Here is a 12,580-nt window from a genome sequence, read left to right as displayed (position 1 = left end):
CGTCAATCCGCGCGCCGTGGGGAGTTGCTCGCTCTACGGCGTGGGCGGCTGCTGACCCTGGGTGCGGATCTCGTCGATCATCCGCTGTAGGTGGTCGCGTACTTCCGGGCCTACGTTGTTCTCCGGGTCGACGAGCTTGAAGATCTTGTCTGTCACGTGGGGTGGACCGTCCGGGGTGCGGGTGGAGATCACCCGGTAGTGCAACTGCGTGTCACCAGTCTTGATGTCCTCCCACAACCTGGGGTGGTCGTGGAAGTACTGGGCGAACCTGGGATCGGTGAGCAGGTGGTCACGCGCATACGCGTCACTGCCCTGCTTCGCCATTTTCTCGTGGTGCGTCTGCACTTCTCTGCTTGAGGTCCTGGCGTCGGCGCCCTTGTACTCTTCAATATAGAAGTCGCTGCTGTGTCCGTCTTTGTCGGGCGCGGAGCGGGAGGCGCCATCGGTGTAACCGCCCGGCACCGTACCGTTGTTGAGATCCTTGTTGTTGTCGATCGCCCACTCATCGAGCACCGGCGTACCCTGCTCCGCCAAATACTTCTCACCCCCGACCTCACCAATGCGAGCAGACGTATCCCGAATCTCACGACGCGTGTCTGTGAGATCCTTGGCGGTTGTCTGCAGATCGTCTAGATCGTCGGGGTCATACCCGCTACTGCTGAGATCACGAATCGTATTCTTGCGGTTGACGGCGTTGAAGTCCTTGCTGGTGAGGCCCTCGGGCATCTGCTCATCCAGCTGTTGCTCAAGAGCGTTGCGATGGTCAATCAGCTCTTCGCGGTGCTCAAACAGGGCGGGAATATCCCTGCTGTCGTGAACGTCGAACCCGTCGCCGTCATCGCTTGTGTCGACGTCGCCGTTGTGGGAGTCAGCGGCGTCATTATCGTGTTGGTCTCGCTCATGATCGGGGCCGTCCTCGTCCTGGTCGTGGTGGTGACCGTCATCATGACCCCGATCATCACCGCCTTCAGCCTTGTCGTCGTGTGCGTGCTCGTTGCCGGTGTCCCCGTCGTCGCTGTTGTGGTTGGTGGGGTCTGGTGTGTCGTCGGTCTTGTTGTGTGGGGTTGTGCTGTCAGTTGCCGCGGTAGTTGGGTGGGAATTGTCTTCTGGGTCTCTGCGAGCAGGAACGGACTCGGGCTCGGGCTCCTGGCTCTTGGGGTGCTCGGGGTCCGGTGTGTCGGTGTTCCGGGGGTGCTCGTCGGGAACGTCCTTGCGGTGCTGATCGGGCTGCTCTGCATCGTCGTGGCCTGACCGGTCTCGGGCATCCGGGTCGCCGCCGGTACCGGACCGGCCGCGGGGCTCTGTATCAGTGTCGGAGTCGTTGCGGCTGGTGGGCTCGGGCTCGCCGTCAGGGTTGGTCTTGCCGTTGCCGTTGTCGCTGGTGCGTCGGGCGTCGGGCTGGTGGCCCTCGGGGGCGCGGTCGGAGTGCGGGTTGTTGGTGTCCGGTGCCTCGCCGTCGGGAGCGTGGGTGCGGGAGGAGTGTGGGCCTGTGCTGTCGCCCGTGGGTGCGGGCTGGCCCGGGCGCTCGGGCTGGCCGGTGTCCTGGCCAGATTCGGAGGGCCGGCCGGAGCCGTCACGGCTGCCGGTGCCGTTACCGGTTTGCTGGTCGGCATCGGCCCGGCCACCACGGCCACCGGCGTCCTGGTCGGCCTCCGGTCTGGACCCGTCGCGAGCACTGCCGTCAGGGCGGTCGGCATCGGCCCGGGCGGGCTTGGCGTCCGGGGCGTCGGTGGTGTCGTGCGCCGGTCGGGAGGCGTCCGCACCGGCGCCGTCGCCGGCGTGGGTGCCGTCGGCCTCGGCCGGAGCACTACCAGAGTCGGCGCGTCCAGTGTCGGTGTCGTTTGTGCGGCTGGGCCCGGCGTCAGGGGCGCCAGCCTCGGCCCGGCCGGTGTCCGTGTCGGGACTGCTGGTGCGAGCGCCCTCCGAGCCACTGTTGCCTGTACGTGGGGAGTCAGCGCCACTACCGGCGTCGGCGTGTGTGGTGTTGTGGGTGGAGGGGGTGCTGGTGGTGTCGCCGTGGATCGGGTCGATGCCGTGGTAGCTGGCATCGGTCGTCGGGGCCGCCGGGGTTGCGGCGGGGGTATCGGCCTGCGGGGTAGCGGTGCCGGCCCGGGTGTGGTTACTACCAGTGGCATCAGTCATGCTCGCGGACGCCGGGGTCGAGGACGTCGATGCTGCTGGGGACGACGAGGACGCGTGCGTCGAGCCTGCCGAGGAGCTCGTAGAGCTGTGAGCGGAAGACGAGGGCGTTGTACCGGTGGTGTCGCCGTGGATGGGGTCGATACCGTGATAGCTGGCATCGGATCCGCCGGGACCGCTGCCCGCGCCGCCGGAACTGCTGGTGCTGGTGGTGGAGTGTCCGCCGGTGCTGCTGGCGGAACTGGTGGTGGAGTGGCTGCTGCTGGTGGAGTGGCTGGAGCTCGTACTGGTGGTGGAGTGGCTGCTGGTAGTTGAGGCGTTGGTGGCTCCGCCACCCGAGGTGCTGGTGTGACTGGCGGACAGGGTGGTGGCGTGGTGCTTGGGTGTGGAGCCGCCCATGCGGTTCTTGATGTTGCGGCCCACCTGGGTGCCCTTGTTCTCAGCCCAGTCGGAAAGATCGAGCTTCTTCAGGCCCTCCATGAGCTTGGTGATGCCCGGCTCGATCTTCTTCAGCAGCCCGGACAGCGCTTCGAAGGAGTTGATCAGGTCCTTGGCCTTGGAAGCCAGCATGCTCACCTTGTCCGCCACCCAGGTGCTGATCTGGCCCACTACCAGCGGGGTAGCCAGGCCCAGGGAGAAGATCTCCTCCGCGGCAGCCTGGAAGAACATGCCGATCGCCTCGGAGATGGCGTCGCGCACCATGTCGTGCACGAACTGCACGATCGCCGCGGCAATTTCTAGCCCTTTGGCGATGTTCGCCGCCACACTTGACATAGCATTCATACCGCCGGTGAGCTTGCCAGCCCGGGCCCGCCAAGCATCGGCGGCCAACCCCGCCTGATCCGCCATGTCCGCGGTGAGGTAGTCCTGCAGGTCTGTGGCCTGCTGGGTGTATGCGTTGGAGATGTTCGTCCAGGTCTGCGACCCGGCCATCACCGCGTCCGCGTCACCGGTGAGCTGCTCCAGCATCTCGTCCAGCGGGTAGATGTGCTCAATGATCCACCCGACAACCACGCTGACCCCGGCGGCGATCGGGTTGGTGACGGTAAAGAGCACGTCCCCGGCCAGCCCCACGCCGGCCAAGGCCCCCTGTCTCCAGGAGCCTTCGCCAATGGCCTGGCTCAAATCGGAGATGTCCTCACCGACACCGGTACCGGCCCAAAACGACGACTCCGACTCCTGCTGTGCGGCGACCAGTGGGTTAGCGACAGTCACGAGAGACCTCCAGGGGTGAGCTAATACGAGCGAAACGGCGGGTGTGCGGGGTGGGGCGGGTTCAGCCCGCCGGGTAGGTGCTGTTGGCGTCGGTGGCGGCCTGGGAGTCGGTCTCCTCGAAGTCGGTGGCCACGCTACGCAGGGACTGCGCGTCGTCGTCCAGCTGCCCACTGAGCAATGAGGTTCCCAAGTCGAAGGCCAGCTTGGCGACCGTGTAGGCGGGGGCGAACAGCGGCGTGCATATCACCCCGAAGGGCAGGCCACTCAGGGCGGCGTCCGACGCCTGGTCGATGGTGTCCAGTCCGTCGCCTACCGAGGCAACGTGCGCGGCGTGGGTGCGCCACACCTCCGGGGAGACCTCCAGGTCGGCCATCACCAACCACCCCTTGAACCACGTCCGTCACCGCTCTGCCCAAAGCTCCCCAGCGAACCGGTCGGGTCGATCAGGCCCCCACGCCCAGGCCGCCGCGGGGAGGCCCCAGGCCGCCGGCCCGACCCCGACCCCGATTGCGACTGCGGCGCCGCGCCGTCCTCACCGCCGGTGTAGGCCTGCCGAACCCGCTGCGCAACCGCCGAGTCCTCACCCCACACCTCCGCGGCCATCCGCGCCGTCCTCTCGCCCGCACGCCCGGACGCCCTCTGGACCGCCCGCATAATCGCCGCCGCCAGATCACCGGGCGTGAAGTCCATTGCCGGCTCGCGCAGCTTCAGGTCCACCAGCCTGCCGGCCGCATCCACCGTCACACTGATCGCCCGATCCCGACTCACCTCGGTCTCACGCAAAGCCTCCACCTGCTTCGCCAGACGCTGTGACGCCTCCGCCCGCTCCTGCGCCTGACGCACCCAGCCATCAATATCCGCATGCGCCCGCGCCGCGGCGTCATCGATGTCGTCGGCCATCAAAACTCCTCCTGATGTGTGTAACTGAAATGGAACATACCAAAACCGCAACACAGTGGCCAGGGGACTGCATGGGTACTTCTTCACTTGCGCGTCGCCGTCCGCCGTGCTCTACCGCCCGCCTTGGACGCCACCAGGGCAGTCACCAGCACGGTGGCGCCCACTGCTCCAACGCTTGCGGCCAGCCGTCGGCGCCGAGCGGGGGCCGGGTCGGTGGTCGGCGGCACGGCCAGGGCTACTGCCGGGGATGCGGCCGTGCGGCTGCCCCGCGGGTTGGCCGGTCCGAGCGCCGTGCCGTCGTTGATGAACTCGATGGCGGCGTAGGGCGCCACCAGCCCCCAGCCGGTGGTGGCGCTGTGCGCCGCGGGAGAAGTACGCAGGGCAGTGACGGTGAGTCGGTAGGCCCAGTCCGCCGGCGACTCCTTGTTGTGCGCCGATGCCACCAGCGCCGCGACCGCACCGGCGTATCCGGTGGCCAGCGCCGATGACGGCGCCTGTTGGGACACCACGCAGTCGCCGTCGCCGAAGAAGGCGGTCAGCACCGACTGCGCCGGAACGGCGAGGTCTACGGCGTCGCCATGCAACAGGGCGTCAGAGACGGCGCCCTGAGAATCCAGGGCGGTGACTCCGAGCACGCCCTCGTAGGCGGCGGGATAGCGGGTCTGCGAATCATCCTGGCCCTCACCGTCGTCGGCCCCGACGGTCCCGGTGCCCGCTGCGGTGGGCGGCGCCGATGCCGTGGCAGCGGAGGTCTCCTGCGGCCGGTCGCCGGTGGAGGCGACGACGAGCGCTCCGGCGGCGGTGGCGTGCTCCACGGCGGCGGCCAGCTCTGCGGAGCCCTCGCTAAGCGCACGCGGCACCACGATGATCCGCGCCCCGTGGTCCGCCGCCCAGTTGATGCCGGTGGCGGTGCGGTCGGCGCGCGGGCCCGTACCGGCTTCGACGGCGCCGTCCGAGGTGTCCGTAAGCACTCGCACCGGCATGATCGCGGCGTCGCGCGCCAGTCCGGTCAGCCCGGAACCGGAGACGGCGCGTGCACTTATGACCCCGGCGACGGCGGTCCCCAGTCCGTCCACGTCTGCGGTCGCCTCGCCGACGCCGGTCAGGTCCACGCCGTCGACCAGCGCATGTGTCAGATGCGGGTTGGTCGCATCGACACCGGAGTCGACGACGGCGACGATGACTCCCTGTCCGGTGGACACCGCCCACGCCCGCTCCATGCCTATCTGCGCTATCACCGACGGGACCGTCTGCACCAGCGCATCCTGTCCGCGCTCGCAGTCGGAGACCTCGGCGGCGGTGGTCGGGTCCGGCTCGGTGGTAGGTTCCGGCTCCGGCACAAACGCCTCGGTCGGCTCCGGCGTCGGCTCCGGGGCGGCAGTCTCCTGCTCCACCGGCTCCTCCACCGGCGCCTCAGTCGCGGGCTCCGGCAGCGGCGTCGGCGTCTCCATCTGCTTGCCCTGGGGGGCCGTGGTGCGGGCGGTGTAGGCGCCGGTCTGCACCGGCGCGGGCGTTTCGTCGGCGGAGGCCGTTTCGCCCGCCGGCAGACCTGTCGCCAACGCAATCGTCGCGGTGGCGAACAGGCCGAGCAGCGTACCGAGGCTACGTAAGGGGCCACGGAACCGGTGTGAGCCCGCGGGCGCGTTGGGTCCGCTCAAAGCGTCGGTGCGGGTCACTCCTCCGCGACCCCCTGCCAGACCGCGTCCTTGGAGAGCTCCTGGCCGGTGGGGAACAGCGCCAGCCACGGCGAGGGGACCGCGGTGATCTGCTCCTCCGTGTATCCCAGTCGCTGCACCGTGTCGCTCAGGTCCCCGCCCAGGCCCCAGGCGCGGCCCGCGTCGGTGATGAGGAACACCGGCCCCATCGTGCCGCCGGATACGGAGCGCACCAGCGCCCCCGCGCCTCCGTCAACGCTCACCCCGCCCGTCGCGATCGTGTCGGCCGCGGCCAGGGCGGTTGGCTGCGTTGCTCCCGCGGCATCGGCGCCCAATACGGCGCACACGGAGTCGTCGTCCGACAGGCCAGTCGTCAGGGAGTCGGGCCAGTCCGATGGTGCGCCACCGCTGGGGGAAACGCTCGTCAGGTCGGAGACGCTGACCTCCTGGATAGCGGTGTCCGCGCCCTGGCCGAGTTGGTACATGGTCACCGCCACGTCGCTGAGGCGACTCAGGCTCCCGTCCTGCTGCACCACGTAGTACCGCTCTGAGCCGGACGCGTCAGTCACCGACAGCAGCATGCCCGCGACCGGATCGGTTATCGCCGCCGACAGCCCGTCCACGGGGGTGCCCGCACCCGGGACGGAGAAGGGCTCCAGCTTGCTGCCGCGGGCGAACAGGTTGAGCCAGGCGGCGTCGGCGGCGACCACGGGCTCAGACTCCAGTCCCAGCGCCAGCAGGGTGGTGCTCAGCTGATCGGCCGGTATCTCGTGGGTGACGCCGTCGGCCACCAGGTAGGTGGTCTCGCCGACCGAGACCAGCGCATGCTGCACGCTGCTCAGGCCTGCGGGGGAGGAGCCCAGGTAGGTCATAGTGCTTCCGTCTGCGGCGGAGCAGGCGGACCAGCCGTCGGCCACCAGCCGATCCGACTCGGGCAGGTGCTCGGGGGCGTCGTCCAGGCCCACCTCGGAGCCACGCTCGATGCCGTCAAGGACGGAGGCATCCACGGAGACCTGCTGGAACGAGCCGGCCTCGGACAGCAGCATGGCGCTGGCCAGGTTCTTGACCGGCCGCAGCCTGCCGTTGATCGTCAGGTAGCGGGCGCCCTCGTCCTTGACCACCACCAGGGTGTTGTTCTCCCAGTTGTCCGGCAGGGAACTGACGAACAGGCCTGAGACCCATGACACCAGCACGATGACCAGAGACAGGGCGATCCCGCCGATGAGCGGGCGCGTCATGCTGCGCGGCTCGAGCTCGCGGCCACCGGGCGCCCCGGCCACGAACACCGTGACCAGGCGACGGCGATTGAACCGCTGTGCGTCCAGGATGTCCTTGTTGGAAGCCACCTACAGCACCTCGCAGGCAAGTGCCGCCAGCGGCAGGATGGTCAGCAGCACGACAATCTCGGCGGCGTCGGCCACCCGTGCCAGCCGCGGCCGGTACGTCGGCCCGAGCACATTCAGCAACAGCACGACGATGCCCGCCACTGCGACCATCCCAGCGACCGGCGCGACCAGGTCGGTGCGGATGAATGCGACCGACGTCACCAACGCCGCCAGGATCGCCATCCCGCCGACGATCCCCGCCACGACGTCGGCGCGGGAGCGCACCGCCCGCGTGCCCAGCAACGAGGCGATCGCGATCGCTGCGGCCAGGGCCGTGCCGGCCCACCCGTGAGACACGAGCGTCGGGACGCATGCCAGGACGATCAGCGAGCAGGCGATTCGCGAGGACAGCACCAGCCCGCGCGCGCTCATCACCCGAGCCGTCAGGGACGGCGCGACCTTTGTGTCCGGCTCCGGCCTGATCGTCTCAGTGCGGTCGGGCAGGCTCACGTCGATCGGTATGGAGGCGAGGGCGAGCCACGGTGCCAGCAGGGAGACGATGGCGGCGCCGGCGGACACCATCGCCAGCAGGTGGTGCAGCTCCTGGTGCGCCAGCCCAAGGCCGGCCCCGGTACTGGCCAGTGCGACGGCGACCAGCAACGGCCCGGCGACAAGCTGCCTCTCGTCTCCGAGCAGCGGCATGCCCCCGAGCACGGTCGCGGCCAGGGCTGCGCCCGCGGCGGCAAGTCGCAGGCCCATGGGCGAGCCGGAGGCATTGGACAGGGCCGTGTAGGCGGCTACCGCCGCCAGCGCCCCGGCGGTGAGCACCAGCGCCCAGCCGTAGTCCCTGCCCAGCCGCCTGAGCGCGTATGCGGCCAGTACCAGCACGAGCGTCGCCGTCCCCGCGGCCGCCGGGGCGAACAGGGCGGGACCGCCCTGGCGCAGTAACAGCAGCCCGGCCACTAGGAACAGCGCGCAGGTGGACATGACGGACATCGTGGTGGAGTCCGCGGGCCGCCACGCGACCTCCTGCCGCTCAACCGCAGTCGCGACCGCCTCAACGAGATCGTCATGGCGATCCTCGCTGCTGTCCGTGTCGCGCACCTCCAGGGTCAGCACGCTACCGGCAGCCACGTGCTGGTCCGCCAAGGAACGCGAATCCTCCAGGCCGACGCCGCTGGCCGTCACCAGGCGCATGCCGTGGACCGCGCCGTCTGGCCCCAGTGCGTCCAGGCGCTGCGCGAGAGCGGGCAGGATCTCGGCCAGAGGCAGGCATGCGGGCAACGCTACGTCCGCGGGGACGCTGCGATACAGGACGGTGAGGGGCACCGTGCCTACGGCGCGTACGGAACTGCTCGACGGACTCAAGCTCACTCTCCTGCAACGGGAACGATCCGCGGTCCAGGCGGGAGGGCCCATGCCGGTGGCACCCGATGGGGTAACCGGGAGGGGATGGCGGGGTTCCCGCCTGCCGCGGGGTAAGACCGTGCCATCGTGGCACATCCGGCTGCGCGTGTCACGGCCGTTGAACTGTGTGCTTTCGGATTGGGTGGGGACTTCTCCCCATCCGGAATCATGTGGTTTTAGTGCGAGATTCGTCAATGCTGTAGACGGCGGACGGCGTGAAGGGGTTAGTCTTGATTCGTTACCGAACCTCTTCCGGGACGAGTCTCCCGGGCGGAGGGCGGGACGGCGCTCGCGGTTCCCTCCCCGGCGCCACGCACGACAACCCGACACTGCACAACCACCCTACGAAAGGTCATCGACCATGAGTACCAACCTCGCCGCCGGGAGCGGCACCCTAGTCAATGCCGCGAACGTCGTGGCTACCCATCGCGGACAGCAGGAGAGCATCCTGCGCAACGTCGAGAACGCCGTGCAGGAGCTCAGCCCTGGCTGGAAGGGGACCGGCGGCGCCGCCTTCACCTCGGCCACCAACCGGTGGCTGGAGGATGCGCGCAGCATCGTGCGGGTGCTCAGCAGCTTCGAGTCCGGGCTGCGGAACACCGACTCCGCATACCAGAACACCGAGGAGGAGACGGCGTCGAACGTCCAGAACCTCGCTGCGAGCTCCCAGGGCTACCACGGGATGATGGCCTGACGCCGCGGGCGCAGACCACAACCGGCTCACACCACGCTTACGACTTAGGAGAGAAAAAAATGAGCGACATGCTGGTGAACTACGGATCCATGTCGGCCGCGGCCGAGGCACTGTCCCAGGCGTCCGCGGCGATGAGCTCCGACCTTGAGGACATGGACGCGGAGCTGCGTCCCACCCAGTCCGACTGGAGCGGTGAGGCGCAGGCGCAGTACACGGCCGCCAAGGCCGAGTGGAGCCAGTCGCTGGCGGACATGAACGCGCTGCTCTCTCAGCTCAGTTCGCACGTGACGTCCTCCTCGCAGAACTACAGCGCGACCGACACGCGCAGCAGCAGCAACTTCGGCGCCTGAAGCGCGCCGCACGCACTCGCGGGCCCGCCCGGGATCTCAGGATCCTGGGCGGGCCCGCGGGGTTTCATGCGGTGATGGTGCAGACACGGGGCGGGCCGGTCGTGCTCAGGGCCGTTCCCTCCGGCCTAGCGCGCCTGTGCGCGCCGGGCCCGTCGACTTGCCTCTACGGCAACCGTTACCCCCTCCGCCAGCACCACGACTCCGCCCGGTCCCAGCGGAGTGCGCACTCCGGGTTCCAGCGGGGTTCGGGTGCCATTCGCGCGCACCAGCACACTGCCGTTGGCGGAGCCGAGGTCCTCCGCCCAGGCGCCGGCGCCCGCGACGCCAATGCGCAGGTGCGAGCGGGATACGGCGGTGGACGCGTCCAGCTCAACGAGTTGCACGTCGGCTGCGGCCAGTCGCTGCGGGGCCCGCCCCAGCACGCACTGCCCCTCGAGCGGCAGGCGCCGAGTCGAGTCGATGACGATGCGGTACAGCGGGGGAGTATGGGTGCTGGCAGTGCCGACGGCGTCGTCGCCCGGGACGACGATGGTCGGCAGCGGTGGGGCGGGAATCCGGCCGGTGTCCGCAGGGGCGAGTGCCGGACTTGCGGCGGGCTCTTGCGGAGCCGTGACGGCACCGGGTGGGAAGGACTGCGGCAGCTCCTCCGCGGGCGGGGGCGGCGCGGGACTCGCGGGGATCGGGTGCAGCTGAGGCGTGGCGGGCCTGCTGCTGGAGGGAGGCTCGGCAGCCGCTGAGTAGGGCGGTTGGGTGTACGCCGCCGGAGCCGGGGCGGAGAAAGCACCTGGAGCGGGCGGCGTGGTCGGCGGGGGCGTGGCGGCTCCGGTGCTGACGGGCTGCAGCCCGTATGCGGTTGCGGCGGGTGCCGCCGACAGCGTGGGCGCGGCGGGCACGGAAGGTGCAGCGGTCATGGCGTGCCCTGACGCTGCGAGCGCCGTCGGCGTGCTCTGCCCACTGATGTCGCCGAGTTGCGCGGGAGTGTGCCTCCACGGGCGGCTGGTCCTCGTGGTGGTGCGGGTCAGCGAGTCGAGCAGGGATTCTCTGCCCGCGACGGCGCCCGTGGCGCCGGGCGTCCGCCGCCCGAACGGCAGCAGGGGCGTCAGCACCACCCGCAGCAGGGACCGGCCGACGGGTGGCGTGGTGCCCGTCAAGGAGGCGGCCGTGGCCGCGGAGACGACTGCCAGGCCCGGCGTGCGGCCCACCGCGGCCAGCAGGAGCGCCAACACCACCACGATCTCGCCGGCGACTATCCACGCCAGCACGGTCCAATCCAGCAGGAGGTGCGTCAGCGCCGCCGGGACCACCACCAGAAGCAGGTCCACGAGCGCGGCCACCGCAGACTCTGCGAGGTCGAGCGGGCGTCCCTCACCGCGATCGGACTGCGGCCGATCCACACTTGGCGGCTCGGCCTGCGGCTGGCCGACTATGGCGAATTGACTCACAGATGCCTCATCACTTCTATCAGTCCGGCGGCGATCACCGCCGCCGGGAGTACCAGGAAGGCGGAAACCCGCTCGAACATGTCACCCAGGCGCCCCCACCACGCCGAGCGCCGGAGCAGGGTGAACCCGCCCACGCAGATCGAGACCCCCGCCAGCGCCAGCACCATGCACGCCGCCAGCCACGGCGCAACCGCCCCCGTCGCCGCTGCGGTCAACGCACTGACGCAGACGGCGGTGCCGGCGAACAATCGCGGAATGATGCGGGCGGCATGCGAGCGCGCTGTGCGTGGGCGAAGCATGAGCAGCCCCAGCGCGAAGGAGATTTCCGCCCGCGCCCCCCAGGCCTCCAGCCCCGGCCCCGCCGCCACCCGGGTGACGATCGGGAGGCACATCGCGGCCAGCGTGCCCAGGGCGATCTCAAGCGTGATGGAGACGGCTTCGGCGTCCTCCACCGTGCGCCGGGTGCGCGCCCGGGTGACGCGAACCGCGGGTGCCGTGATAGGAGCCCGCACCGACTGACCCGCCGCCCGCTGCCCGGTCATGTCCAGCAGCTGGCGGTCCGGCACCGACGCCAACGCGGCCCCCGGAACCAGCAGGCCGCCGAGCGCCGCGAGCGCAAGCACGAACAGCCCCAGCGTGGTGCCCGATATCCCCAGTGCCACGCTCGCTGTAACCACCGCCGCCGCGCCGGACCAGACCACAGCGCCGACGGAGTCGCTGGGGAGCCGGTGCAGCAGCCACAGCGCCACCGCCGCAGCCGCGGCGCTCCACAGTGCGACGAGAATCGCGAGCAGCGCCCAGTCCGGGTTGGTGGGAGGGACCAGCAGGGCGCCGACTCCCGCCCCCAGTAGCGGAAGCGACAGCGCGAGCAGGGCCGCCGCAGTCGGTGGACGCGGCATCCGTTGCGGCAGCCCGAGCGCGAGGAGCAGGGCGAGCAGTATAACGGCAGCGGCCGCTCGCGCGGGCAGCGGCAGCGCATGAGCGCCGGTGACGGCCGCGGACAGGACCAAGACGAGCATCAGCAGGGCGAGCAGAACCGCCGTCGCCTCGGCCAGCCAGAAGGGGGCCCGCCGGGTGGCTCGGGACGCTGCGCGGGCGCCGGCCGGGTCGTGATGTTCAGCGGCGGCACCGGTGATGACCAGCACCGCGCCCTCGGCCACCTCCCGTCCGAGTCGGCCACCCGTTCCGATCGGGGCTCCCGACGGCGTGGAGACGGACGTCCCCCGCGCATCCGGGAGGAGGTCCTGGGAGGCCAGTAGTTCGTCGATGCTCATGCCCGGCGGGGCCGCGACGTCAACGGTGCCGCCCTCGTGGACAAGGGTGACGTGAATGGCCGTTGAGTTCATGCCGCTTCGCTGCTCCGGGTACGGGACGGCCCGCTACGACCGCCCGGCGGTACGTTGATGACAGGGCTACTCTAGATGCAGATAGTATAACGACGCGATGATGTGGG

General features: G+C 70.0%; 10 protein-coding genes. 2 read left to right on the top strand and 8 right to left on the bottom strand.

What is annotated here, in order from left to right:
• Positions 1–33 precede the first annotated feature (33 nt).
• The 6 genes from BLR49_RS05320 to eccD form a co-directional block, all read right to left on the bottom strand.
• Positions 34–3,354, bottom strand: a complete 3,321-nt coding sequence (locus tag BLR49_RS05320) for a hypothetical protein (protein ID WP_143013708.1) — start codon at positions 3,352–3,354, stop codon at positions 34–36.
• A 61-nt stretch (positions 3,355–3,415) separates the two neighbouring features.
• Positions 3,416–3,727 carry a type VII secretion target gene (locus BLR49_RS05315; protein WP_143013707.1) on the bottom strand — a complete coding sequence of 104 codons (312 nt, stop codon included), beginning with the start codon at positions 3,725–3,727 and terminating at the stop codon, positions 3,416–3,418.
• The gene (locus BLR49_RS05310; protein ID WP_092534576.1) at positions 3,727–4,254 is read right to left on the bottom strand and encodes a YbaB/EbfC family nucleoid-associated protein; all 528 of its coding nucleotides are present in this window, start codon (positions 4,252–4,254) and stop codon (positions 3,727–3,729) included. Before BLR49_RS05310 ends, BLR49_RS05315 begins: the two co-directional genes overlap by 1 nt.
• Positions 4,255–4,337: 83 nt before the next feature.
• On the bottom strand, positions 4,338–5,930 hold the full coding sequence (locus BLR49_RS05305; protein WP_143013706.1) for a S8 family serine peptidase: 1,593 nt from the start codon (positions 5,928–5,930) through the stop codon (positions 4,338–4,340).
• Positions 5,927–7,255: a type VII secretion protein EccB gene (gene eccB, locus BLR49_RS05300; protein ID WP_092534570.1), complete on the bottom strand. Its 1,329-nt coding sequence runs from the start codon at positions 7,253–7,255 to the stop codon at positions 5,927–5,929. The genes BLR49_RS05305 and eccB overlap by 4 nt, the downstream gene beginning before the upstream one ends.
• Complete coding sequence (gene eccD / locus BLR49_RS05295; RefSeq protein ID WP_245690477.1) at positions 7,256–8,608, bottom strand: type VII secretion integral membrane protein EccD; 1,353 nt, start codon at positions 8,606–8,608, stop codon at positions 7,256–7,258.
• Between the two features lie 394 nt (positions 8,609–9,002).
• On the opposite strand from eccD, the gene BLR49_RS05290 reads away from it, so the two are divergent.
• Positions 9,003–9,335, top strand: coding sequence for a WXG100 family type VII secretion target (locus BLR49_RS05290; RefSeq protein WP_092534564.1), 333 nt, complete (start codon positions 9,003–9,005; stop codon positions 9,333–9,335).
• Between the two features lie 59 nt (positions 9,336–9,394).
• Complete coding sequence (locus BLR49_RS05285; RefSeq protein ID WP_092534562.1) at positions 9,395–9,685, top strand: WXG100 family type VII secretion target; 291 nt, start codon at positions 9,395–9,397, stop codon at positions 9,683–9,685.
• A 125-nt stretch (positions 9,686–9,810) separates the two neighbouring features.
• Here the strand turns inward: BLR49_RS05285 and BLR49_RS05280 are convergent, their stop codons facing one another.
• Both BLR49_RS05280 and BLR49_RS05275 read right to left on the bottom strand, forming a co-directional pair.
• Positions 9,811–11,127, bottom strand: a complete 1,317-nt coding sequence (locus tag BLR49_RS05280; RefSeq protein WP_092534559.1) for an FHA domain-containing protein — start codon at positions 11,125–11,127, stop codon at positions 9,811–9,813.
• Positions 11,124–12,473 (bottom strand): hypothetical protein, encoded by a 1,350-nt coding sequence (locus BLR49_RS05275; protein WP_092534556.1) that lies wholly within the window; start codon positions 12,471–12,473, stop codon positions 11,124–11,126. The genes BLR49_RS05280 and BLR49_RS05275 overlap by 4 nt, the downstream gene beginning before the upstream one ends.
• Between the last annotated feature and the right edge of the window lie 107 nt (positions 12,474–12,580).

This window comes from Actinomyces ruminicola (assembly GCF_900103885.1).
Lineage (GTDB): Bacteria > Actinomycetota > Actinomycetes > Actinomycetales > Actinomycetaceae > Actinomyces > Actinomyces ruminicola.
The sequence above is the reverse complement of the archived record's forward strand: the minus strand, read 5'-3'. Positions and strand labels throughout refer to the sequence as shown.